This window comes from Candidatus Symbiopectobacterium sp. NZEC127 (assembly GCF_025962675.1).
In the GTDB taxonomy this organism is placed as follows: Bacteria; Pseudomonadota; Gammaproteobacteria; order Enterobacterales; family Enterobacteriaceae; genus Symbiopectobacterium.
Window position 1 is genome coordinate 1,763,802 of record NZ_JAGFPG010000001.1, and the last position, 25,488, is coordinate 1,789,289.

Here is a 25,488-nt window from a genome sequence, read left to right on the forward strand (position 1 = left end):
GCTTAGCCCTCCCGGGAATCGTTACCGGCGTCTTGCTGCCCCTGTTTTTGCTGAGCATTTTTCTGTTGACGCCCCAATTCCCTCACTGCCATCAAGCTGACGCCGCCGACCACGCCCAGCACCGCGCCGAGCAGACCTACCGCCGTGGCGGAAACTTCACCCCCTTCGGGACGATCTACCGTCGGTTTCTGCGCACGCGGCGTAGGATTCTCCACATTCGCCAACTGGAAGATCCCTTTCTTAAAGCCGACGCCCTCTTCGTTACAGCCATAGCACGGGTGACCGATCCCTACCGGCCAGATACCGCCGCCGACGTCACAGAATTCAATGATCGAGCAGTTACCGTAGGTTTCCGGTCCTTTGCATCCCAGGTGATAGAGGCACCAGCCTTGACGATGCCCGTCATCACCAAACTCTTTGGCAAAGCGGCCTGCATCAAAGTGAGGACGACGTTCACAATGCTCATGGATCAGGCGACCATAGGCAAAGGTGGGACGGCCTTTGGCATCCAATGCTGGCGCACGTTGATAGGTGATGATATGCGCCACGGTCGCCAGAAAGTTGTGCGGGTTCGGTGGACAACCGGGGATATTGATAACGGTTTTGCCCGGCAGTACCGCTTCCAGACTGACCGCACCTGTCGGGTTGCTACCTGCTGCGGCAACACCACCCCAGGCAGAACAGGAGCCGATGGCAATAATCGCCGCCGCGTGTTCCGCCGCTTCACGGATATGATCGACGATGGGCTTGCCAGCCACCATACAGTAGATGCCGCCATCCTTGATCGGAATAGAACCGTCCACCACCAGCACATACTTACCTTTGTACTGTTCGATGGCGCGGTGTTTATTCTCCTCTGCCTGCTCACCAAAAGCGGCCGAAAGTACCTCGTGGTACTCCAGCGAAATGGTGTTTAGCAGCAAGTTTTCAATCGTCGGGTGAGTAGCACGCAGCAGGGATTCGGTACAACCTGTACACTCCTGAGCGCCAATCCATAGCACCGGCGGACGCTGCGCGGAGCCAAGGGATTGCGCAATCTCTGCGGCAGCGGAATCCGCTAACCCCATCGATGCGGCAAGTGCTGCACATAACTTCATAAAATCACGGCGATTAACGCCATGATGGGAAAGCATTACATTTTCCCCAGTCATTTTTTATTATTCTCCTGTAACCAGAACGGAGCTTACCCAATGGATTTCGAAAAACAGGTACACGACTGCCTCGCGTACTCCCGAAAACTGATGTGGATAAGTCTGGCGGAGTAAGCAAGATAGCCGACGCACCTGCAACTTCAACGGTGTGGGGTATAACACACAACATGTGTACGGGTATGGTAATGAGGAAATTCATTTAACAGACTTGATCTTCATCAAGCAGCAGAACATTAGCCTGCTTATTTCTGTTATAAGTGTGATTGTTTACGCATCATCCTTTTATTTTGTCCATTTACACAGAATTCAAATGAGAAATAATCTCAATAACTATATTCTCCTATTTTTTGCAGTATCGATTTCGCTGCTTAATCGATTAACCCACAAACCAAAAATATATAAATAGTTGATTTTTAGCATAATTAAATATCATATCTATTATTTTTTAATATATCTGATTTTCTCGTTTTGCACAGGTCAACATAGGATCTTTCAAAAAAAGCGTTAAATAATTTAGTTAAATAAAAACCGTTAACGCAAATTTTTTGAATCACATCACAACGCCGAATATATTGCTCAGGTAGGAGAAAGAAAAAATGGCACAAATAGGCGGTCAATTGCAGACGAAAAATAATAAATAAAAGTGACTATAACCCTAAGGGAGTAGCAGAGCGACGGGTTCTCTTAAGTGCACCGTGGTGGATGCAGCGATTGCAAGATCCTATGTATCAAAGAGAAAGCGGGTGGCTATCAAAGGGAAGCGAGCGAGGATGTTAGGTGGAACGCCCGCTGCGCGCGAATAATCGCGCAGCGGGGTAACTGAAGCGATGAGTTACTCAATGCCTTGGCTGCGCAGGTACTCTTCGTAACTGCCGGTGAAATCCACCACCTTGTTAGGCGTGATTTCCAGTACGCGCGTCGCCAGCGAGCTAACGAACTCGCGGTCATGGGAGACAAACAGCAAGGTGCCCTGATAGAGCTCCAGCGCCATGTTAAGCGCTTCAATCGATTCCATATCCAGGTGGTTGGTGGGTTCGTCCATCACCAGAATATTGGGGCGCTGCATCATCAGCTTGCCGAACAGCATACGGCCTTTTTCGCCCCCAGAGAGCACTTTCACTTTCTTCTTGATATCGTCCTGACCAAACAGCAGGCGGCCCAGTACGCTGCGCACGGCCTGCTCGTCATCCTTCTCCTGCTTCCACTGGCTCATCCAGTCAAACACGGTCAGATCGCCATCAAACTCGTATTCATGATCCTGCGCGTAGTAGGCAATGTTGACGTTTTCAGACCACTTAACGGTACCTTTATCCCCTGCCAGCTCGCCCACCAGGGTTTTCAGCAGCGTGGTTTTACCGATACCGTTGGTCCCCAAGATGGCAACCTTTTCACCCACTTCAATCAGCAAGTTAAGACCAGAGAACAGCGGGCCGTTATCAAAGCCTTTCGCCAGCGCTTCCACTTCCAGCGCGTTACGGAACAATTTCTTATCCTGATCGAAGCGGATAAACGGGTTCTGGCGGCTGGAGGCTTTCACTTCATCAAGCTGAATTTTTTCGATTTGACGTGCACGAGACGTTGCCTGACGCGATTTCGATGCGTTAGCGCTAAAGCGGCTGACGAAGGATTGCAGTTCGGCAATCTGCGCTTTTTTCTTGGCGTTGTCTGACAACAGACGTTCGCGCGCCTGCGTGGCGGCCGTCATGTATTCGTCGTAGTTTCCGGGATAAACGCGCAGCTCACCGTAGTCCAGATCCGCCATGTGAGTGCACACCATATTCAGGAAGTGGCGATCGTGGGAAATGATGATCATGGTGCTGTTGCGTTCGTTCAGCACATTTTCCAGCCAGCGAATCGTGTCGATATCCAGGTTGTTGGTCGGTTCATCGAGCAGCAAAATATCAGGATTGGAAAACAGCGCCTGCGCCAACAGTACGCGCAGCTTCCAGCCGGGAGCGACTTCACTCATCAGACCGTAATGCTGTTCCAGTGGGATACCGACGCCTAACAGCAGTTCCCCTGCGCGAGATTCGGCACTATAGCCGTCCATTTCGCCGTATTTAACTTCCAGATCGGCCACTTTATAGCCGTCTTCCTCGCTCATTTCTGGCAGCGCGTAAATGCGGTCACGCTCTTCTTTTACCGTCCAGAGTTCAGCGTGTCCCATGATCACGGTATCCAGCACGCTGAAATGCTCAAACGCAAACTGGTCCTGACGCAGCTTACCCAGGCGCTCATTCGGATCGAGGGCAACGTTACCGCCGCTCGGCACCAGATCGCCACCGAGGATCTTCATAAAGGTGGATTTACCGCAACCGTTAGCACCAATCAACCCGTAGCGGTTGCCGTTGCCAAACTTGACGGAGATATTTTCAAAAAGCGGCTTACTGCCAAACTGCATCGTAATGTTGTTGGTACTTAACACGGCGTTGACTCAAATAAAAAGTGTGATTTAACGCTCATTATGCCACAGATCACCCTTTCGGTCGCCTATCGTTTTATGCGACTGCGCCCAGTGAAAAACGACGATGTGCTATCAGAATTGAGTGTCAGCCTACCAGCAGTGTGATTATTATTTGTAAACATGGTTGATGGGACAGACTTAGAATGGCCAGCCGTGAGGGCGCTACAGGCGTGCTGTAGGCTCTCTTTAATATAGGTAGTGAGCCATTTCGAATATTCATACTGCGAGATAAAACCATGAACAGTGTTTCTACCGCTTCACCTGTTTCCCCTTTGGCATATATGCCATTAAAACAGGGGCATGGCCACGAAAATACCGGCAAGCGCTATTACCTGCCAGAGCGTATTAGGTTACTGACCAACACATCAGAAGATCGTGAAACATCAGCAGTATCAAATAAAAGCCATCAAGTAACCCTAAACATGCAAACAGGTTCAGCAACAGAAAGGCTGGCTTCGAATGTCACGCACCAGCAATCTGCGCCATCAGCACAATGTAGCCCGGTGGATGGCGCAGTTGAAACCAGGCCACCCAAGGGGCGATCAAACCGATGGATACTGCTAGGTGGACTCACCTTGATCACCACCGCGGTTGGCGCTTTTATCTATAACAGAGAACAGTTCGCATCCGCAGAGGAACCCTCTGTTATCACTATCACCCCGTCATCGCTTATTGGGTATCGTCCCGCCGCGCGGAATGGACTTAACCCCTATCGCTATAATTTTGGCTTAGGGTAATCATCATTTACATTCAGAGCAAAACAACAGCGCCAACTTACCGTCGGGTTTATTTAACTTGTTTAATTTCTTGTGGTTTAGCTCGGTAAGTTGTCCAAGTTGTTGCAGCGTCGGCGAAGCAGTATCGGGTAAGGTATGGGTTTGCGGTGACGCTTGTGCCATACGCTGCGCCGCCTTTTGCAACAGAGCAAAGTACGCCTGTGGTGTTGCCGTATCCGCAGGCGTAATCGCCATCTGACTTTTCAGCCACGCCCCCAGATAAAACTCCAAAAACGGAGGAGAGGGTTCTGGCCGTTCATAGGCAATACCACGCAAGAAATAGAGCACCGAGCGATAAGGATCGTCCTGCATGGCGTCAATGCCCACCTGGGTGGGCAGTTGCTGCGGTGCAACCTTGCCGGTAGGCCCCTCCAGCCACACCAGATGATGCTGTTGCATGTAGTCCCAGAATGCCGCCATTGAGGGTAAATGGCGCAAGTCATCGGTAATACGCAACGACAGCGTGATATCGCTATCCGGCGTGCTGGCGCGTAATGCGCTCACCGAGTGATGGCCGTCCGTCAGGTAGACCAGACCATCCGGGGCAATCACCGCGGATTTTACCGCATCGGGATGGGTCCCGGCCGGTTTGGTGCAGCGAAAACTCGTAGGTGTGGCCAGCGTCGAGGCGTCTGAGAAATCAGCCACCTTTCCCGCCCCTTCTCCCTTACAAAAATCATCAAACAGCGCGCGCGGTTTTTGTCGGTAGTGGGCGAGATCGTAGGCAACTTCTGCCCTGCCGATCGCCGGTTGGGTGGGATGAATCGTTGAGGCTTTCACGGCAATCAGCGTCCCGTTGGCGAATACCGCCCCGCTCCAGGCTGCCATCAACGCTATGATTCCGGTGAATACGAGAGCCATCGGCCCCTGTGATGGACGCGCGCGTTGTAAATGCCTGTGCTTCATAAAACCTCGAGATGGAAGACGTTGACCCGACAGATCAGCACAGTAGAATCATTTACTAGCAGATGGCAAGAGTTTCACCACAACCCCTCCAATGCACACCACATAAAACAACAGCAGGGAGCTTCAATGTTACAGACACTACACAGGCTACATCGCCCGCCACATCTCACATTGGCATTGCAAGAAGAGCAGGATGCACCGGCGTTATTTTCTCTGATACAACTGGAAAAGGCGCGTCTGCGCCACACTCTGGCCTGGCCAGACAGCGTGCGACACATCGAGGATACCCTGACAACCATCAAAGAGAACCGTGAGGATTTTTTTGCCGGACGCGCAGCGGTCTATCTCATCCGCTGGCAGGGGGAGATCGCCGGTGTGGCCTCATTTAACAGCCTGAAGGATTCACAGGGAGAAATAGGTTATTGGATGGCTGAACGCTTTCAGGGGCAAGGCATCGCCTCGCAGGCGATCGCGTTGTTAATCGATTCATTCGCCAATGCCGCCATACTGGACACCTTTATCATCAAGGCCGCCACGGTGAATCAGCGCAGCAATGCGCTGGCCCAACGTTTGGGTTTTGAGTTTGTCGAGTGCTTACCCGCAGCAGAAAAAATTGGGGATAACGTTTACGATCAAAACCGTTATCGCTTGCAGCGCGCGGCGGCGCGATAAGTCGCTGCTCGGTGGCGAATGTCATTTTGGCAAAAAATAGTGATATTCGTCACAAAAATATTGAACCGACGTTCTCTTTGGGCTATTCTTTAAAACGTGATGAACATCACACTTATTAACGAACCCAAGGAGACTGATTATGAAAATGTTCCGTGATATCAGTAAATTCTTCAAAAAAATGGGGAATGTCTATGTCAGCTACTGCGAACGTATCGGCTCAATCATCAGCCCGTTCTGATAACAGCCACTTTCCTCTCTAAGGCCGCCTTTTCTTAACAGGCGGCCTTTGTTTTTCTCTGCCCACACCTTACCTTCTGCCAAGAACCGATTATAACTGCCGCGATTATTTGATTGTGATCGCACTGCGGTGACGTTGTTTCCCCAGCCGTTCGTTCGTTACCTATCCTTAAACCTGATTACATTGGGTATTCACACAAGGACGCGCAATGAGCAAGGTACAACAACAAGATATTGAGCGATTAATCACGCTGCTGGGCGGAAGCGAGAACATTGTTACTCTCACTCACTGTATTACCCGCTTGCGCTTTGTGTTGCAAGATCCTGCCCGGGCCGACGCGAAAGGCATTGAAATGCTGCCGATGGTCAAAGGCTGTTTCATCACCGCCGGGCAGTTTCAGGTGGTGATCGGCACAGAGGTGGGCGATTATTTTCAGGCACTCAGCGCGCGCACGGGCAAGGTCAAAGCCAACAAAGAGCGTTTGCGCCAGTCTGCACGTCATAACATGACGTTTCTCGAGCGCGGTATTTCTCACTTTGCTGAAATTTTCTTCCCGCTGCTGCCAGCGCTGATCAGCGGTGGGCTGATTTTGGGGTTGCGCAACGTGATTGGCGACATTCCGTTCTCTGACGGGCAAACCCTGATCCAACGCAATCCTGCCTGGCAATCGCTGTATGATTTCCTCTGGCTGTTGGGTGAAGCCATCTTCTTCTACCTTCCGGTCGCCATTTGCTGGTCGGCGGTGCGGAAAATGGGCGGCACGCCAGTATTGGGCATCATCCTTGGCATTACCCTGGTGTCGCCACAACTGATGAATGCTTACCAGATAGGCCAGCAAATCCCAGACGTCTGGGATTTTGGCTGGTTCGCCATCGAAAAGGTCGGTTATCAAGCGCAAGTTATTCCGTCACTGCTGGCTGGCATTACCCTGGCCATGATTGAGACGCGGTTGAAGCAATGGGTGCCAGACTCACTCTATCTGGTGGTGGTGCCTGTCACCGCCCTGCTGGCCTCCGTGGCACTGGCGCATGCGGTGATTGGCCCGTTTGGCCGCTTGATCGGTGACGGCGTCGCCTGGGTGGTGAAAGGGCTAATGACCGGCAGTTTCGCACCGATAGGTGCCGCACTGTTTGGGTTTCTCTACGCACCGTTGGTCATTACTGGCGTGCACCAAACGACGCTCGCCATTGATATGCAAATGATTCATAGCATGGGAGGAACCCCAGTATGGCCACTGATTGCATTATCGAATATTGCTCAGGGTTCCGCGGTAATTGGCATCATTATCATCAGCCGCCGACACAACGAGCGAGACGTTTCCGTGCCAGCGGCCCTGTCCGCCATGCTGGGTGTCACTGAACCTGCCATGTACGGCATCAATCTGAAATACGGCTTCCCGATGCTGTGCGCCATGACGGGATCAGCCTTGGCCGGGTTGCTGTGTGGATTGGTCGGCGTCACAGCGAACGGCATTGGCGTTGGCGGTTTACCGGGTATTTTATCCATCAAGCCCGCCTTTTGGGCCATCTATTTGGCGGCAATGGCGATTGCCCTGGTGATACCAGCGCTGTTAACCATGGTGGTCTATCGCCGTAAACTGCGCAACGCGACCTTACCTTTCCAGTAAGTTATGCGTTCAATACGCCGCAGGCATCAGGCTTATCACTTGGTGCCTGACAAATCTAATAATTCGCTCGTAATACCCGTTCATCGGCGATTACCGACGCATCGTTGCCTATCCTTGATCCACCACTTCGCCCCATACAAAGAAAAGGGTAGAGAAATGAGCAAGGTACCGCCACAAACGATTGAAGACCTGATTAAGCAGCTCGGAGGGAGACAGAACATTGTCACGCTCACGCACTGTATCACTCGATTACGCCTGGTATTACAACACCCCGAACAGGCCAACATCGACGGCATCAAAACGCTTTCCATGGTCAAAGGGTGTTTTACCCATGGCGACCAATGCCAAATCGTCATCGGTACTGACGTTGAGGCCTATTACCAGGCATTACAGGCCGCCATCGGTAAAGCCCCTGAAAGTGAGGAAACCACCCCGCACGCCATGCACCACCGGATGTCACTGTGGGAACGGGCCATTTCACATTTCGCAGAGATCTTCTACCCGCTGTTGCCCGCCTTGATCAGTGGCGGTTTGATCCTCGGCGTGCGCAACGTTATCGGGGACATTCCACTGATTGACGGTCAGTCGCTGATCGAGCGTAGTCCAATTTGCCACACGATCTATGATTTCCTCTGGCTACTGGGCGAGGCCATCTTCTACTATCTGCCCGTGGCAATTTGCTGGTCGGCGGTGAAAAAAATGGGTGGCACACCGGTGCTGGGCATTATTCTCGGCATCACACTCGTTTCACCTCAGTTGATGAATGCCTATTCTATCGGTCAGCAAATACCGGCGGTGTGGGACTTCGGCGGGTTCACGATACAGCGTATCGGCTATCAGGCGCAGGTTATTCCTTCCCTGCTGGCCGGTATTGCGCTGGCAATGATTGAGCTACGTCTTAAAAAATGGATACCGGCTTCGCTGCATCTGGTGAGCGTCCCGGTGTTGTCGCTGCTGCTGGCAGTCTTTCTGGCGCACACGGTGATAGGCCCGGTTGGGCGCAGCATTGGCGATGGTATCGCCTGGGCGATCGCAAGCGTGATGACCGGCAGCTTTGCTCCAGTCGGTGCCGCGCTGTTTGGCTTTCTCTATGCGCTACTGGTGATTACCGGCGTACATCAGACGACGTTGGCTATCGATTTGCAAATGATCCAAAGTATGGGACACACCCCGGTTTGGCCGCTGATCGCCCTGTCAAACATTGCCCAGGGTTCTGCGGTGATTGGCATTATGCTGATCAGTCGCAAGGTGAATGAACGGGAAACCTCCGTGCCAGCGGCGATTTCCGCTATGTTGGGCGTGGCAGAACCCGCCATGTACGGTATCAATCTCAAATACGGTTTTCCCATGCTGTGTGCCATGATTGGCTCGGCGCTGGCGGCACTGTTGTGCGGCGTTAGCGGCGTGATGGCCAACGGCATTGGCGTCGGTGGCTTACCCGGTATTCTGTCTATCAAGCCCTCATTTTGGAGCGTGTATCTGGTCGCCATGGCGATTGCGGTCGTGATACCCGTGATACTGACCACCACGATGTACCGACGGAAACAACGGCTGGGCGCATTGCCCAATGGGTAATTGCGTCCTATAACTAGCGTATAAATAAAGCATAAACAGGCAATGGCATGACAGCACCGCTTCCCTGGTGGCGCACGGGCGTCATCTATCAAATCTATCCCAAAAGTTTTCAGGACAGCACCGGTTCTGGCACTGGCGATCTGCAAGGCATCATTTCGCGCCTGGCGTATCTGCAACAGTTAGGCGTCGATGCGCTGTGGCTTACGCCAGTATATCCCTCGCCGCAGGTGGATAATGGCTACGACGTTGCCGACTACTGCGACATCGACCCCGCCTATGGCACGATGGACGATATGGAAGCGCTGATCGCGCAAGCGCACGGGCGCGGCATACGCATCATTATGGATATGGTGTTTAACCATACCTCTACCCAGCATCCCTGGTTTGTGCAGGCCCAAACGCCCGACAGCGACTATCGCGCTTTTTACTGCTGGCGCGCGGGAACGGAAACCACGCCGCCCAACAACTGGCGTTCAAAATTCGGCGGCAGCGCCTGGCAGTGGCACGCCCCCAGCCAGCAACATTACCTGCACCTGTTCGCACCAGAACAGGCAGATTTGAACTGGGAGCACGCGCCGGTGCGTGAGGCGTTGCAGGCGGTCTGCCACTTTTGGGCTGACAAAGGGGTGGATGGCCTGCGTCTGGATGTGATCAATCTGGTGTCAAAACAGCAGGACTTCCCTTCAGACAGCGAAGGGGACGGCCGACGTTATTACACTGATGGGCCACGCATGGTGGAGTTTCTCCATGAATTCAACCGCGCCGTATTTTCACCGCGCGGGCTAATGACTGTCGGTGAAATGTCCTCGACCACCCTTGAACAGTGCCTGCACTATGCGCCGCTGTCGGGCAATGCGCTGTCGATGACGTTCAACTTCCATCATTTAAAGGTGGATTACCCCGGTGGGGAAAAATGGACGTTGGCAGCCCCCGATTTTGTTCAGTTAAAGGCACTGTTCAATCGCTGGCAGCGCGGTATGCATAATAAAGCGTGGAGTGCGCTGTTCTGGTGTAATCACGATCAGCCACGCATCGTTTCTCGTTTTGGCGATGAGGGCGACTATCGCACTCCGTCGGCCAAAATGCTGGCGATGGTGCTGCACGGTATGCAGGGCACCCCCTATATTTATCAGGGGGAAGAGATCGGCATGACCAACCCCGGTTATAACACCCTTGAGCACTATCGCGATATCGAAAGCCTGAATGTCTACGCGGAACGTCTCGCCAACGGTGAAACGCCAGCGCAGGTGTTGCGCATTCTTGCCCACAAATCACGCGATAATGGGCGCAGCCCGATGCAGTGGTCAGCGGCGCCGTCTGCTGGCTTTACCTCAGGTACCCCCTGGATCTCCCCCGGCACAGGTTACGCGGAGATCAATGTTGCGCAGGCACTTGCCGATCCGCACTCGGTGTTTTACACCTATCAACGGTTGATCGCCTTGCGTAAAGCGCTTCCACTGCTGACCTATGGCGACTATCAAGACCTGGACCCTGAGCATCCACGCATCTGGTTCTATCGCCGCCGCTGGCAGGGACAACAGTTGCTGGTGCTCGCCAACCTCAGCCGGGACATGCAGTATTACACGCTGCCGACTCTGCCTCCCCTACAGGGCTGGCGTCTGCTGCTGAGCAACTATGATGACCCGCCCGTACACCCGGCGTCACTGACGCTGCGCCCTTACGAAGCCATTTATTGGCTGTCTGACACCGAACTCTGAGGGGGGAAGGCCGCGGCTCACTCCTTCATCACGGCGAACAGCTTCAGCGTTAAATCACCGCCGTGATCGGGCACCGAGATAGCACAATGCCCGGAAGCCAGCGCATCCTGCACGCCGGAATGTTCAAGGTCGACCACAAAACAGAGGTTTTCCCAATTCAGCGGGATCGCCGCAGGAATGTGGCTAACGGGTTGTAGCGCTTTGCCCTGATCCACCGCCGCTTTACGCGCATGGACGGCATGCCGCGTCCCAACCTCACACTGTGTCATGATATGTGCGCGCAGCCGGTGTGAAGGCCAGGAAGAGCGCGCCAGCAGATAAATTCCGGAGACAGAGTCCAGATTATGCGGCGGCAACTGCCCGACCCACAGGTGATCCTTTTCACGCATCAGCGCTATCCCCACGGCCCGTGCAGGCAAACAGGTTTCAAGTAACGCACTGAGCAGTGAAAAGAGAGACGGGAACACGTCGCCAAGCCGGGAATGATCATAGCGTGGAATATCAGCCGAGCTCCACGCCTGCGTATAGGGCAACAACGGCCCGGCGAGTTTAACCAGCTCGCGATAGACCAATTCCGGATGCAACGCTGTCGCCAGACTGACCTCACTCAGCACAGACTCGTAGCGATTTAGCACATTCAGCAGCCAAAACCGCGGGATATCGGGCTGTCCATTTTGCTCCGGTGGTTCATGGCGCAGCGCCAGCAGGCGACGTTTCATGCGTGAACGTAACAACAGTTTCTTCGACAGCGCTACCAGCATCGGTGAGGCGGAAAACGTCAGCAGCGGTGGAATGAACGAGGAATCGATTTCCCAGCGCCCTTGCGCGTTACGATTAAGTCGCGCAAAGGGATAGGTTTGATAACCATGGTTCTCATCAACGCTAAAGCGCACACGGATCGCGCGGCTTGCGGGCACACCGCTTTCGCTGGATTCTCTACCCGATGTTCTGACTGGATAGGCTAATGCAGTCGGTTCCTGCGCACGACAACGATGAGGTAACAGATTACGCGGGTGCTCGTTGGCAGGGACCGCCAGCAGCACATCCACCTGTTGCTGCCGTTGTGCCAGATGTTGTTCCAGCGGTATTGCGCAGCAAAGCGCTGACACACCGGCGGTGTCAATCCGAGAGCCATCGGGCAGACAAAGGCGCAGTTGCTTTAACGTTAATGACTGATGTTGCATTGCCTCTTCATCAAGTTGCAGCGCTTCAACACCCCACGCATTTGACAGTGATTGAGGTAATAAGTATTTGCGGCTAAGTTTGTTGCGCGCCGAGGTAAACAGAGGTGGCCGGGAAGAAAACAAGGTGCCTCTGTTCCATCGAGGCCTTGGCGTCTTCATGCTTGACGGTGCTCCTCAATATCTTCATGCATTCTGGCAATGCCGGTTTGTACCGCAGAGTATCTCAACTGAAGTGTGTGATGATAATACCCGCATCAGCCCCGCACCAAAGCAGTAATGCACTTATCCGTTAGTGATATTATTTACAGGTAAGAGTAACGTTAATGACGGCAACACAGTAGCAGATATGCTAGCCAGGAAGAAACAAATTTACCCACTGAGAAAATAAATGAGAATCTTCGCTTATTGCAAAGATATTTAGCGCCGATAAACAAGTAACGGATTTATTCGATGAGTCGGCGTGATATAATAACAGCGAGATAATATTTCCTTGAAAATAGTCAGCGTATTAACAAAGGCGAAAAAACAGCACGGTAATAATCACATTATCACCGTACCTCGTTGAAAAATAACGTTAGCGGCGCGCCAGCAGCAGGCCAAGCACGATCCCTATCGATGCGCCCACACCGACACTGTGCCATGGCTTTTTATGCACATAACCATCCGCACGATTTGCGACTTGTTTTGCCTTGGCATAATAACTGTCGGATATACCTAATCTCGATTTAACTTCCAATAGGGCATTTTCCGCATTTTTCTTTAACTTTATATAGGCCTCATCAGCACTGTCGCCAGAATAACGCAATATATCATCCAACGTATCTGCTAATAATTTAGCATCGTCTTCAATACGAATATCTTCAGTCGGTTGTTTTTTATCAGCCATAATCTACTCCATGTTATTTCACACAACGGTAGATTAACTATAGTCAAGTTCTTGGCACCTTAGGACCTCGATGGCCACAGACCATTCCGAAAATAGCAATAAAGGCGGCTATCAGACCAACATGACGCGCAGAAAAAAGCCGCCGCAACCGGTAACAGCTGCGACGGCGTTATAGCGCAACGCTAATGCATTACATCAGCGGCCGCGCCATCTGTACCAGTGAAATCAACGGCTGCGGATAGAGACCCAGCAGCAACACCGCGATGGCGGAAATCAGTACCACCACGCCGCCTGCGGTCAGCGCCCAGTTATTGGGCGTATCACGCTGACGTTCTTGCGGTGCGGTGAGATACAGGCTCACCAACACGCGCAGATAGTAGTAGAGGCCGATAGCACTCCCCACCACCACCGCGCCTGTCAGCCACCACAGCTTGGCATCAACGCCCACGGCCAGCACATAGAATTTGCCGAAGAAGCCGAGCGTCATCGGGATACCGGCCAGAGAGAGCATCATCACCGTCATTACCGCAGACAGAATCGGCTTGTGCCAGAACAGTCCGCGATAAGAGAACAGAGAATCCGCATCTGGACCGCGGTACGGGCTGGACATCAGGCTGACGACGCCAAAAGCGCCCAGACTGCTGAACAGATAACCCGCCAGATAGACGCCGACGGTTTCCAACGCCAACTGGTGAGTTTGCACCGCTATCAGCGCTACCAGCAGGTAACCGAGGTGCGCAATGGAAGAGTAACCGAGCAGACGCTTGACGTTGCTTTGCGTGACGGCCATCAGGTTACCAAACAGGATGGAGGCAAACGCAATCACACCCAGCGCGGTTCTGACCGAGTCACTGTCCACCATCGGTGCATACAGGAACAAACGCATCACAGCACCAAAAATGGCGATCTTGCTGGCGGTCGCCAGGAAGGTCGAGACCGGCGCTGGCGCACCTTGATACACGTCCGGCGTCCACAGGTGAAACGGCACCAGCGAGAGTTTGAACCCTAAACCGACGATCATCATGCCGAGACCGGCCAGCAGCAGCGGCTCGTGCAGCGTGCGATCGGCCATACGTGCGCCCAGGCTGGCAAAGCTCAGGCTGCCCGAATCAGCATACACCAGCGCCATCCCAAACAGCAGGAAGGAAGAGGCGGCAGCAGAAAGCAGCATGTACTTGATGCCCGCTTCCAGTGAGCGACGCTGACGAAAGGCATAGCTCACCAGACCAAACAGCGGCAGGGAGATAAGCTCAATACCGATGAACAGCGATGCCAAATGGTTAGCGCTCGCCAACAGAACACCGCCCAGTGCGGCAATCGCCACCAGCAGATAAAACTCGTCGCGGTTATCCGGATAGCCTTCCAGCCACGGGTAAGCGAACGTGCAGGTCGCCAAACTGGCAAGCAGCACCAGCGCGGTGTAGAACATCGAAAAACCGTCTACCCGCAGCAGCGGCGTCACGTCCATCGGCCCGGCGTTACCCACCAGAATCAGTGAGACCAACGCAATGTTAAGACCGATCACCGTGACAGTGGCATTGAAGAAATGGTTGCGTCGCCACGCAATGCACAGCATCACAACCACGGCGGTCAAACCGACGATTAACAGCGGCAGAAGCGCGACCAGGTGTTGAAGAGTTATTGTCATGGCGAATTACGGCCTTGTCGTTGAAAGTGTTGAATCAGTCACTGATGACATAAACCAATGCTGAATATTAGCCATTGCCGCATCAGACGTATTCAGGATGGTCTGCGGGAACAACCCGAGCAGCACCAGCAATACCACCAGCAACATCACCATCGACAATTCACGGGTGGACATCCCCGGCAGTTTCTCCTCGGATTTTGGTGTGCCGTAGTAAGCGCGTTGCATCATCACCAGCGAGTAGACGGAGGCGAACACCAGACCAAAGGTCGAAATCACGGTAATCACCGGCACGACAGGATAGCTACCGAACAGAATCATGAACTCGCCCACGAAGTTGCCGGTACCCGGCATCCCCAGCGTCGCCACCGCGAAGAACAGCGACAGCGCGGGCAAGAAACGAATGCGTGCCCACAAACCGCCCATCTGGCGCAGATCGCGCGTATGCAGACGCTCATACAACTGGCCGCACAGAATAAACAGACCGGCCGCAGAAAGCCCGTGCGCAATCATCTGAATGACCGCCCCCTGATAAGCCAGATGGCTACCGGAGTAGATGGCGATCATCACAAAGCCCATGTGAGACACCGAGGTGTAGGCAATCAGGCGCTTGATGTCGGTCTGCATAAACGCCATCCAGGCGCCGTAGAAGATACCGATAACGCCCAGCCACATCGCGATGGGGGCAAATTCATGGGAGGCATTCGGGAACAGCGGCAGGCTGAAACGCAGCAGACCGTAGGCTGCCGTTTTCAGCAAGATACCCGCCAGGTCGACGGAACCCGCCGTCGGTGCCTGACTGTGCGCATCCGGCAACCAGCCGTGCAGCGGCACCACTGGCATCTTCACCGCAAAGGCGATAAAGAAGCCCAGCATCAGCATGTATTCCACGCCGCGCGACATCGGCGTGTGCAGCAGATCGGTGTAGCTGAAGGTCCATACCCCGGTGGCATCGTGATGCACAAACACCAACGCCAGAATGGCGATCAGCATGATCAGGCCGCTGGCCTGGGTGTAGATAAAGAACTTGGTGGCCGCGGTAATACGCGTTTTCCCATCGGAACCTTTGTGTCCCCACAGTGCGATGAGGAAATACATCGGCACCAGCATCATCTCCCAGAAGAAGAAGAACAGGAACATGTCGATCGCCAGGAACACGCCAATCACGCCACCCAGGATCCACAGCAGGTTGAGGTGGAAGAAGCCCTGATAACGTTGGATTTCATTCCACGAACACAGGATTGCCAACACCCCCAGCAGACCGGTCAGCACCACCATCAGCAGCGACAACCCGTCCAGTGCCAGGTGAATACCGATACCGAAGCGCGGGATCCACGACACGTTGTATTCAGACTGCCACAGCGGCACATCAGCCTGCGCCGTTAAAGAGTACCCGCCCTGCGACCAAAGCAGCAGCGACAGCACCAGCGTTAACCCCATCGATATCAGTGCGATCCAGCGCGGCACGCGGGTGCCGAAGCGCTCGAGCTGCCAGCACAGCAGGCCGCCGATAAAGGGGAGAAGTATTAGCCAAGGTAGTAGCATGGCGTTTTGCGTCCCTAATTTTAAGAAATCTGAAAACTTGCTGTGGCGGAAGCCATTATTATTGGCCTCCCGCCCCTGCGCATCATTACTGCGTGTCTTTCATCGCGTTTATCTCACGGCACTGTTTCATCAAAAAACAGGCCATCAGATAAACTGTAACAATGCCAGCACCACAACCGCCCCTATGCCCATTGACGCAACATACCAGCGCAGTTGACCATTCTGACTGACGGTCAACCCTTTGTTGCCCCAACGCACCACCACGGCAGGCAAACCCATCATCGCGTTCAACGGGTCGTGCTGTAGCAGTTTGGCAATCGCCAGATACGGTTGTACGAAGACTTTGTCATACAGCCAGTCAAATCCCCAGGCATGGAACCACCAGGTGGAGAAGAAGCGACCCGGTGCACTCTGCGCTACGCTGGTCACGAACTGGCGTTTACCCAGCCACAGCACGGCAGCCAGCAAAATACCGGCAATCGCCACCACGCCAGACGCGATTTCCAGCGTCAAGGTACGGTCATGGCCGAGTTCCGTGGTCTGCGGCAGCACGCCGTGCAACGGCGGCACAATCAGCGCCCCGACGAAGGTTGAGAGCACCATCAGCACCAGCAACGGAATGTGGTGAGACAGCCCTTTACCTGCGTGCGCTTTGGTCTTCGCTTCGCCGTGGAACACGATAAAGATCATGCGGAAGGTGTACAGCGACGTCATAAACGCCCCGGCCAGCCCCGCCATCATCAGATCCATATGGCCGTTAGCCCAGGCACCCGCCAGAATTTCATCTTTACTGAAGAAACCTGCGGTGATCAACGGCAGCGCCGCCAGCGCCGAGCCGCCAATCAGGAAGCTGACGTACACCAGTGGAATGGTTTTACGCAGCCCGCCCATCTTGAAGATGTTCTGTTCGTGATGGCAGGCGAGAATCACCGAGCCGGAGGCCAGGAACAGCAACGCTTTAAAGAAGGCGTGCGTCATCAGGTGAAAAATCGCCGCGTCCCACGCCTGCACGCCCAACGCCAGGAACATGTAACCAATCTGGCTCATGGTGGAGTAGGCCAACACGCGTTTGATGTCGCTTTGCACCAGCGCGGCAAACCCTGCCAGCACCAGCGTCACAGCACCGACAACGCCCACCAGATGCAGCACATCCGGTGCCATCAGGAACAAACCGTTGGTACGGGCAATCAGGTAAACCCCCGCGGTCACCATGGTGGCCGCGTGAATCAGCGCAGAAACCGGTGTCGGGCCCGCCATCGCATCCGCCAGCCAGGTTTGCAGCGGCAACTGGGCAGATTTACCCACCGCGCCGCCCAGCAACATCAGCGTTGCCCAGGTAATCGCCGGAGACCCTTCTGCCAGTTTCTGCGGTGCCAACACCATCAGCTCGCGGAAATTGAGCGTGCCCAACTCTTTGAACAGGATAAACAGCGCAAAGGCCAGGAACACGTCACCGACGCGCGTCACCACGAAGGCTTTCATCGCCGCCGCACCGTTCTTCGGATTGGTGTAGTAGAAACCGATCAGCAGATAGCTGCACAGCCCTACCCCTTCCCAGCCGAGGTACATCAGCAGCAGGTTATCCGCCAACACCAGAATCACCATGCTGGCAATAAACAGGTTGGTGTAAGCGAAGAAACGGGAGTAGCCCTCTTCACCGCGCATATACCAGGAGGCAAACAGATGGATAAAGAAGCCAACGCCCGTCACCACCGACAACATGGTGAGAGACAGACCATCCAGCGCCAAGCGGAAGGCAATGTCAAAGTTGCCTACTGCCATCCAGGTCCACAGATGTTGATTGAAAAAGGTCACGCCGCCTTCATGGTGCTGCGCAAAGAAATCAATCGCGACCCAGCAGGTGGTCAATGCGGCCAACCCGATAGACCCCACGCCCACGGTAGCGGCGGTGTTTTCCGACCAGCGACCGCGTGAAAATGCCAACAGCAAAAAGCCGAGCAGCGGGAATAGTATGGTTAAGTAGAGTAAGTTCATCCGCGCATCTCACTGACAGTATCGATATTCAGGGTATGACGACGGCGATACATCTGGAGCAACAGCGCCAGACCGATACTGGCTTCCGCTGCCGCCAGCGTGATCGCCAGAACATACATCACCTGCCCATCCGCTTGCCCCCAATAGCTGCCGGCAACCACAAACGCCAGCGCGGCGGCATTGATCATTACTTCCAGACTAATCAGCATAAACAACAAGTTACGCCGAATAATCAGGCCCGTCAGGCCGAGAAAAAATAAAATGGCAGCCAAAGCTAACCCATGTTGTAACGGGATCATGCACGCTCCTCCGCCAGTTTCTTCTCGGTCTCTTCTTTAGCCTGGCTATCGACCATCTTGTCCTCACGTCCCACGTGGAACGCTACCACCAGCCCGGCCAGCAGCAGCATAGAGGCCAACTCCACCGCCAACACATAAGGTCCAAACAGCGTGATGCCAACGGCTTTGGCATCAATCATGTTCCCTGCAATTTCCGCGCTGCTGATACTGAAAATGGCGCGCACCACGACAAGCAGCAGAACCAAAGCCAGCAACGCCGGGCCAATCCACACGCTCGGTTTCAACCAGGCACTTTCCTGTTGGTCTACGCTATTCAAGTTCAGCATCATCACCACGAACACGAACAGCACCATGATGGCACCGGCATAAACGATGATTTCCACCGCACCGGCGAAATAGGCCCCCAGCGAGAAAAATACGCCGGAGATAGCCAGCAGTGAGACGATTAAATACAACAATGCATGTACGGGGTTAGTGTGGGTAATCACACGTATGGTCGCCAGAATGGCGATTAACCCCGATACATAAAACGCGAATTCCATGCTCGGCTCCTTAGGGCAACAGGCCTTTGACATCAATGGGTTTGGCTTCGTTTTCGGCGTCGCCCTTCTCTTTCCCATCGATAGCCATGCCCGCCATCCGGTAGAAGTTGTATTCCGGGTATTTACCGGGCCCAGAGATCAACAGATCTTGTTTCTCGTACACCAGATCCTGGCGCTTGTACTCGCCCATTTCAAAATCCGGCGTCAGCTGAATCGCGGTGGTCGGGCACGCTTCTTCGCAGAACCCGCAGAAAATGCAGCGCGAGAAGTTAATGCGGAAAAACTCGGGATACCAACGGCCATCCTTCATTTCCGCTTTCTGCAACGAGATACAGCCGACCGGACAGGCCACGGCGCACAGGTTACAAGCCACACAGCGCTCCTCACCATCCGGATCGCGCGTCAGCACAATACGGCCACGGTAGCGTGGTGGTGGGTTAACCGGCTCTTCCGGATACATTTTGGTTTCACGCTTTTTAAAGGCGTTGGACCCGACCATACAGATACTGCGTACCTGGGTACCGAAACCAACCACAATGTCTTTTATCTTCATGGTTCAGTTCCCTTTAGTGTGCGTTGTACAAAATCACGGCCGCCGTCGCCAGCAGATTGAGCAGCGTTAACGGCAAACAGACGGTCCACCCGAAGGTCATCACCTGGTCATAGCGCGGACGCGGCAACGAAGCACGGATCAGGATGAACATCATCATGAAGAAACCGGTTTTCAGCGCAAACCAGACGAAAGGCGGTAACAGCGGGCCATGCCAGCCACCGAAGAACAGCGTTACCATCAGCGCCGATACGGTCACGATACCGATATATTCACCGACGAAGAACAGACCGAACTTCATACCGGAATATTCGATGTGGTAACCATCCGCCAGTTCCTGTTCCGCTTCCGGTTGGTCGAAAGGATGACGGTGACACACCGCCACACCGGCGATGGCAAAGGTCAGAAAGCCGAAGAACTGCGGGATCACGTTCCACAAATGCGCCTGAGATTCGACGATATCGCGCATGTTGAACGAGCCCGCCTGTGCCACCACGCCCATCAGCGACAAACCGAGAAACACTTCGTAGCTCAGCGTTTGTGCGGATGCACGCACCGCCCCCAGCAGGGAGTATTTGTTACCGCTCGCCCAACCGGCGAACAGCACGGCGTATACCGCCAGCCCCGCCATCATCAGGAAGAACAGCAGGCCGATGTTTAAATCGGCCACGCCCCAGGTCGGGGTGACCGGCACGATGGCAAAAGAGAGCAGCAGCGAGGTAAAGGCAATTACCGGTGCCAACGTGAAAATCACGCGGTCGGTAAAGCGCGGCACCCAGTCCTCTTTGAAGAACATCTTGATCATGTCCGCGACCAGCTGCAACGAGCCGCCCCAGCCCACACGGTTGGGTCCGTAACGCCCCTGGAACAGCCCAAGAAGACGACGTTCGCCCATACTCATGAATGCGCCGCAGGTGACCACCACCAGCAGGATCACCACGGCTTTGCCGACGGCGATCAAGGTATCCATAACCTCCGGTGTTAACCAGCTCATTGTGCAGCCTCCCGCAGACTTTCAATGGTTGCCCCTGCCAGCGACGGCGCAATACCTGGGAACCCTAACGGCAATCCGACCTGTCCCTGACGCAGAGCGTCGCTCAGGCGCAGCGGCAGACGCAGGGTCTGCCCCTGACAGCGCAGCTCAAGTAGCGCGCCTGCGTTAACGCCCAGCAGCGCCGCATCAGCAAGACTGACCATCACGTAAGCTTCATCCATACGTTGTTGAATAACCGTAGAGCGCTGTGTCATCTCTTCACTGCCGAACAGGTGGTAGTAAGGTGCGACGCGCCATTGCCCCGGCTGTGCGTTAAACGCTGCCGGAATGGCGTCGAAGTAACCTAGCTTGCCTTCGCCCGCTTCGATCAAACGCACACCCGGATCGCCGTGGCGCAGATGACCGCCCACTTCGTCCTGGAATTTGTTCCACGCCTGCGGGGAGTTCCAACCGGGAGACCAGGCAAACGGAATCTGCTGGCGCGCGGCCGTCGGGCTGTTGTTCCCTTCCATCGAGAAGGCGAACATGGTGTCTTTGTCTTGTGGCTGACGTGGTTCATGCACGCTGATGTTGGCGCGCATGGACGTACGACCACTGGAGCGGTTTGGCGAACGCGCCAGTTTCTGCCCGTTGATGCGGAAATTGGCATCCGGCGCAGCGTCTTTGACGCCTGCCAACTGCGGCAACGCGGCCACACAGGCATCGATAACGTGGTCCAGTTGCGTCCAATCGATCTTACGGCTCTGGTAGGTGGTCGCCAGCGAATGCAACCAGCGCCAGCTTTCCAGCATCACCACGCTGTTATCGTAGTAGGCCGGATCGTACACCTGGAAGAAGCGCTGAGCGCGGCCTTCCTGATTGACCAGCGTACCGTCACTTTCAGCAAAGCTGGCAGCCGGGAGGATCAACGACGCGTTGTCCATGATCGCGGTGCGCTGATGATCCAGCACGATCAGGTTGGTGGCTTTAGCCAGCGCCGCATCCACACGTGCCTGCGGAGCGTGGCGATAAAGATCGTTTTCCAGCACCACCACGCTATCGGCGGCACCGCTCTCCAACTGCGCCAGCGCATCGTCCAACGAACCGCCGCCGATCATTGACAGGCCAATGCTGTTCGCGGCGGAGGCAACAAAAGTCACACCGACATCAGAACCGCGTTGTTTGAGCGCTTTCGCCACGTTGGCGGCCGCTTCGATAATCGCTTCGCTGCCAGAATGGGTGCCGGAGATAATCAGCGGCTTTTTCGCCCCTGCCAGCGCCTGCACGATAACATCGATTTTCGGTGCCAGCGAGGCATCCAAATCGGTGACTGCCGGGGCATTTTCATCCAATGCATGGGCAATGGCGAAGCCAAGGCGTGCCTGATCCTCTACCGGTGCACGGTAGTTCCAGGCCGCAATGTCATCCAGACGGGTTTTATCCACCGACGTCATAAACAGCGGGTGCTTGGCGTGCTGGCCGATGTTGAGAATGGCCGCAATCTGCCAGTCGGCCACTTTTTGCGCCGCTGCCATTTCACGTGCTTTACCCTTCACCGCCTGACGTACTGCCAGCGCGATGCGCGCGCCGGTTTGGGTCAAATCTTCACCCAGCACCAACACGGCGTCATAGCTTTCGATATCACGCAGCATCGGCGTACGTACACCGCTGTCGCGCAACACGTTGAGGATCAGTTGTAGACGCGCCTGCTCAGCGTGGGCAATACCGGTGTAGAAGCTTTCCGCCCCCACCAGCTCACGCAGCGCAAAGTTGCTTTCCACGCTGGCGCGCGGAGAACCGATGCCGATGACGCGTTTTGACTGACGCAGCACATCCGCCGCCCCTTGCAGCGCCTGTTCGGCGTTGAGGGCAATCCAGTCATCGCCACGACGCTGCATCGGCTGACGCGGACGATCTTTCGCGTTGACATAGCCGTAGCCAAAGCGGCCGCGGTCACACAGGAAATAGTGATTCACACTGCCGTTATAACGGTTTTCGATACGACGCAGCTCGCCGTAACGCTCGCCCGGACTGGTGTTACATCCGACGCTGCACTGCTGGCAAACGCTGGGCGCAAACTGCATATCCCATTTGCGGTTGTAGCGCGCAGAGTGGGTTTTATCGGTGAACACCCCGGTCGGACACACTTCGACCAGGTTGCCGGAAAACTCGCTTTCCAACACGCCATCTTCAGGACGGCCAAAGTAGACGTTGTCATGGGCACCATACACGCCCAGATCGGTGCCACCGGCATAGTCCTTGTAGTAACGCACACAGCGATAGCAGGCGATGCAGCGGTTCATCTCATGCGAGATAAACGGCCCCAAATCCTGATTGCGGTGAGTACGTTTGGTAAAGCGATAGCGACGGAAGTTGTGTCCCGTCATCACCGTCATATCCTGCAAATGACAGTTGCCACCCTCTTCGCAGACCGGGCAGTCGTGCGGGTGGTTGGTCATCAGGAATTCGACGATGGTTTTACGGAACAGTTTGGCTTCCTCATCGTCGATGGCGATAAATGCGCCATCGGTTGCGGGGGTCATACAGGACATGACCAGACGGCCACGCGTGTCCTCCGCATTCTGGTACTGCTTCACCGCGCAGAGGCGGCAGGAACCGACGCTACCCAGCGCGGGATGCCAGCAAAAGTAAGGAATATCAAGCCCCAGCGTCAGACAAGCCTCTAGCAGGTTGTCCGAGCCGTTCACCTCATACTCTTTGCCGTCTACATGAATCGTAGCCATAGTCAGCATGCTTCCATAATGGCCCGTGTTGCCACAGGCGCTAATCAAAAATTCTGTAATAAGAGCAGGCTATCCGCCAGCGGAGACGTGCTTCGTCTCCTGTTATTGTCGGCTTGATTACCAACGCTCTTTCAGCAGGTTCGGCTGAATACCGCCAATCGCTTTGGTATTTCCCAGATATTGCGGCGCAATGCCCGCTTCAAATTCGTCACGGAAATACTTGATAGCACTTTGCAGCGGCTCAACGGCACCTGGTGCATGGGCGCAGAAGGTGTTGCCCGGCCCGAGGAAGCGGCACAGCTGTTCCAGCGTTTCGATATCGCCGGGTTGCCCTTCGCCTCGCTCCAGCGCACGCAGGATCTTCACGCTCCACGGTAAACCGTCGCGGCACGGCGTACACCAGCCACAGGATTCACGGGCAAAGAACTCTTCCAGATTGCGGGTCAGCCCCACCATATTGATCTCGTGATCCACCGCCATTGCCAGCGCGGTGCCGAGACGGCTGCCTGCCTTGGCGATATGCTCGAAATCCATCGGCAGATCGAGGTGAGCCTCGGTGAGAAAATCGGTACCTGCACCGCCCGGCTGCCAGGCTTTAAATTTAAGCCCATCGCGCATGCCGCCCGCGTAGTCTTCCAAAATCTCGCGCGCCGTGGTGCCAAACGGCAGTTCCCACAGACCGGGATTTTTCACACGGCCAGAGAACCCCATCAGCTTGGTGCCAGCATCTTTACTCTTACCAGCAGACAATCCCTGATACCATTCGGCGCCGTGCGCGATGATCGCAGGCACGTTACACAGGGTTTCCACGTTGTTCACGCAGGTCGGCTTGCCCCATGCACCGGCGGAAGCCGGGAACGGCGGCTTGGAGCGCGGATTCGCGCGACGGCCTTCCAGCGAGTTGATCAGCGCGGTCTCTTCACCACAGATATAGCGTCCGGCACCGGTGTGCACGAACAGCTCGAAATCGAATCCACTGCCGAGAATATTTTTACCGAGCAGGCCCGCCTGTTTGGCTTCTTCGATAGCGCGACGCAGGTTAACCGCAGCTTCCACGTATTCGCCACGCAGGAAGATATAGCCGCGATACGCCTTGAGCGCGAACGCGCTGATCAGCATACCTTCCACCAGCAGGTGCGGCAGTTCTTCCATCAGCAAGCGGTCTTTGTAGGTGCCCGGCTCCATCTCATCCGCGTTACACAGCAGATAGCGGATGTTCATGCTTTCGTCTTTCGGCATCAGGCTCCATTTCAGACCGGTGGAGAAGCCTGCACCGCCGCGCCCTTTCAGGCCGGCGTCTTTTACCAGACTGACCACTTCGTCCTGCGCCATGCCGCTGAGCGCTTTCTGCGCCGCCGCGTAGCCATTCTTGGCGCGGTATTCGTCGAGCCATACCGGCTGCTTGTCATCGCGCAGACGCCAGGTCAGCGGATGCTGTTCGGGCGTCAAAATCCTGTTCATACTCATTGATACGGCTCCAATAGCGAATCGATATCGTCAGGCTTGACATGACTGTGCGTATCCTCATCGATCATCATCGACGGGCCTTTGTCACAGTTGCCCAGGCAGCAGGTCGGCAACAGGGTAAAACGGCCATCAAAGGTGGTTTGACCGGGCTTGATCTTCAGTTTTCGTTCCAGCGCCGCCTGCACACCCTGAAAACCGTTGATATAGCACACCACGCTGTCGCAATAGCGAATCACGTGCCGTCCGACCGGTTGACGGAAAATCTGGCTGTAAAACGTCGCCACGCCTTCCACATCGCTGGCCGGAATTCCCAGAATGTCGGCAATGGCATGGATAGCGCCATCCGGCACCCAGCCACGATGCTTCTGGACAATTTTCAACGCTTCGATGGACGCCGCGCGCGCATCTTCGTAGTGATGTTTCTCATGCTCGATGGCATCGCGCTCAGCGTCGCTCAATACAAAAACAGACTCGTTCGGCGCGGCATCGGCTGCGGCGTTAATAGGTTGTTGAGTGTCTTGATCATGCATA

The 25,488-nt window shown here is 54.8% G+C and carries 20 protein-coding genes; 5 read left to right on the top strand and 15 right to left on the bottom strand.

Annotated features, from left to right (window positions below):
* Positions 1-2: 2 nt before the first annotated feature.
* Together hybO and J5069_RS08180 are read right to left on the bottom strand one after the other, a co-directional pair.
* The gene (gene hybO, locus J5069_RS08175; protein ID WP_264643344.1) at positions 3-1,151 is read right to left on the bottom strand and encodes a hydrogenase 2 small subunit; all 1,149 of its coding nucleotides are present in this window, start codon (positions 1,149-1,151) and stop codon (positions 3-5) included.
* Positions 1,152-1,983: 832 nt separating this feature from the next.
* Positions 1,984-3,576: an ABC-F family ATPase gene (locus tag J5069_RS08180; RefSeq protein ID WP_264643345.1), complete on the bottom strand. Its 1,593-nt coding sequence runs from the start codon at positions 3,574-3,576 to the stop codon at positions 1,984-1,986.
* Between the two features lie 275 nt (positions 3,577-3,851).
* Between J5069_RS08180 and J5069_RS08185 the strand changes: the two genes are divergently transcribed.
* Positions 3,852-4,352, top strand: a complete 501-nt coding sequence (locus J5069_RS08185) for a hypothetical protein (protein WP_264627584.1) — start codon at positions 3,852-3,854, stop codon at positions 4,350-4,352.
* Positions 4,353-4,355: 3 nt separating this feature from the next.
* Here the strand turns inward: J5069_RS08185 and J5069_RS08190 are convergent, their stop codons facing one another.
* Complete coding sequence (locus J5069_RS08190; protein WP_264627585.1) at positions 4,356-5,252, bottom strand: ParB/Srx family N-terminal domain-containing protein; 897 nt, start codon at positions 5,250-5,252, stop codon at positions 4,356-4,358.
* A gap of 171 nt (positions 5,253-5,423) precedes the next feature.
* Here J5069_RS08190 and J5069_RS08195 point away from each other — a divergent pair, with 171 nt between their 5' ends.
* From J5069_RS08195 to treC, 4 genes are all read left to right on the top strand, one after another.
* Positions 5,424-5,969 (top strand): GNAT family N-acetyltransferase, encoded by a 546-nt coding sequence (locus tag J5069_RS08195; RefSeq protein ID WP_264643346.1) that lies wholly within the window; start codon positions 5,424-5,426, stop codon positions 5,967-5,969.
* 446 nt (positions 5,970-6,415) lie between these two features.
* Positions 6,416-7,834 carry a PTS trehalose transporter subunit IIBC gene (treB, locus tag J5069_RS08200; RefSeq protein ID WP_264643347.1) on the top strand — a complete coding sequence of 473 codons (1,419 nt, stop codon included), beginning with the start codon at positions 6,416-6,418 and terminating at the stop codon, positions 7,832-7,834.
* A gap of 156 nt (positions 7,835-7,990) precedes the next feature.
* Positions 7,991-9,409, top strand: coding sequence for a PTS trehalose transporter subunit IIBC (treB, locus tag J5069_RS08205; RefSeq protein WP_264643348.1), 1,419 nt, complete (start codon positions 7,991-7,993; stop codon positions 9,407-9,409).
* Positions 9,410-9,456: 47 nt separating this feature from the next.
* Positions 9,457-11,127 carry an alpha,alpha-phosphotrehalase gene (gene treC / locus J5069_RS08210; RefSeq protein WP_264643349.1) on the top strand — a complete coding sequence of 557 codons (1,671 nt, stop codon included), beginning with the start codon at positions 9,457-9,459 and terminating at the stop codon, positions 11,125-11,127.
* Positions 11,128-11,144: 17 nt separating this feature from the next.
* On the opposite strand, the gene tssK is transcribed toward treC, so the two are convergent.
* From tssK to nuoE, 12 genes are all read right to left on the bottom strand, one after another.
* The gene (gene tssK / locus J5069_RS08215) at positions 11,145-12,470 is read right to left on the bottom strand and encodes a type VI secretion system baseplate subunit TssK (RefSeq protein WP_264643350.1); all 1,326 of its coding nucleotides are present in this window, start codon (positions 12,468-12,470) and stop codon (positions 11,145-11,147) included.
* Between the two features lie 415 nt (positions 12,471-12,885).
* Positions 12,886-13,197, bottom strand: coding sequence for a stress response protein ElaB (elaB, locus tag J5069_RS08220; protein WP_264643351.1), 312 nt, complete (start codon positions 13,195-13,197; stop codon positions 12,886-12,888).
* A 190-nt stretch (positions 13,198-13,387) separates the two neighbouring features.
* Complete coding sequence (nuoN, locus tag J5069_RS08225) at positions 13,388-14,845, bottom strand: NADH-quinone oxidoreductase subunit NuoN (RefSeq protein ID WP_264643352.1); 1,458 nt, start codon at positions 14,843-14,845, stop codon at positions 13,388-13,390.
* Between the two features lie 6 nt (positions 14,846-14,851).
* The gene (nuoM, locus tag J5069_RS08230) at positions 14,852-16,387 is read right to left on the bottom strand and encodes an NADH-quinone oxidoreductase subunit M (protein WP_264643353.1); all 1,536 of its coding nucleotides are present in this window, start codon (positions 16,385-16,387) and stop codon (positions 14,852-14,854) included.
* 144 nt (positions 16,388-16,531) lie between these two features.
* Positions 16,532-18,382: an NADH-quinone oxidoreductase subunit L gene (gene nuoL, locus J5069_RS08235; RefSeq protein WP_264643354.1), complete on the bottom strand. Its 1,851-nt coding sequence runs from the start codon at positions 18,380-18,382 to the stop codon at positions 16,532-16,534.
* Positions 18,379-18,681 carry an NADH-quinone oxidoreductase subunit NuoK gene (nuoK, locus tag J5069_RS08240; protein ID WP_264643355.1) on the bottom strand — a complete coding sequence of 101 codons (303 nt, stop codon included), beginning with the start codon at positions 18,679-18,681 and terminating at the stop codon, positions 18,379-18,381. The genes nuoL and nuoK overlap by 4 nt, the downstream gene beginning before the upstream one ends.
* Positions 18,678-19,223 carry an NADH-quinone oxidoreductase subunit J gene (nuoJ, locus tag J5069_RS08245; protein WP_264643356.1) on the bottom strand — a complete coding sequence of 182 codons (546 nt, stop codon included), beginning with the start codon at positions 19,221-19,223 and terminating at the stop codon, positions 18,678-18,680. The genes nuoK and nuoJ overlap by 4 nt, the downstream gene beginning before the upstream one ends.
* A 10-nt stretch (positions 19,224-19,233) precedes the next feature.
* A complete protein-coding gene (gene nuoI, locus J5069_RS08250; protein ID WP_222157554.1) occupies positions 19,234-19,776 on the bottom strand; it encodes an NADH-quinone oxidoreductase subunit NuoI in 543 nt (180 codons plus the stop codon).
* Between the two features lie 13 nt (positions 19,777-19,789).
* Positions 19,790-20,767, bottom strand: a complete 978-nt coding sequence (gene nuoH, locus J5069_RS08255; protein WP_264643357.1) for an NADH-quinone oxidoreductase subunit NuoH — start codon at positions 20,765-20,767, stop codon at positions 19,790-19,792.
* The gene (gene nuoG / locus J5069_RS08260; RefSeq protein WP_264643358.1) at positions 20,764-23,490 is read right to left on the bottom strand and encodes an NADH-quinone oxidoreductase subunit NuoG; all 2,727 of its coding nucleotides are present in this window, start codon (positions 23,488-23,490) and stop codon (positions 20,764-20,766) included. The genes nuoH and nuoG overlap by 4 nt, the downstream gene beginning before the upstream one ends.
* Before the next feature lie 117 nt (positions 23,491-23,607).
* Positions 23,608-24,957: an NADH-quinone oxidoreductase subunit NuoF gene (gene nuoF, locus J5069_RS08265; protein ID WP_264643359.1), complete on the bottom strand. Its 1,350-nt coding sequence runs from the start codon at positions 24,955-24,957 to the stop codon at positions 23,608-23,610.
* Positions 24,954-25,487 carry an NADH-quinone oxidoreductase subunit NuoE gene (gene nuoE, locus J5069_RS08270; RefSeq protein ID WP_222157558.1) on the bottom strand — a complete coding sequence of 178 codons (534 nt, stop codon included), beginning with the start codon at positions 25,485-25,487 and terminating at the stop codon, positions 24,954-24,956. Before nuoE ends, nuoF begins: the two co-directional genes overlap by 4 nt.
* Position 25,488: the final 1 nt, after the last annotated feature.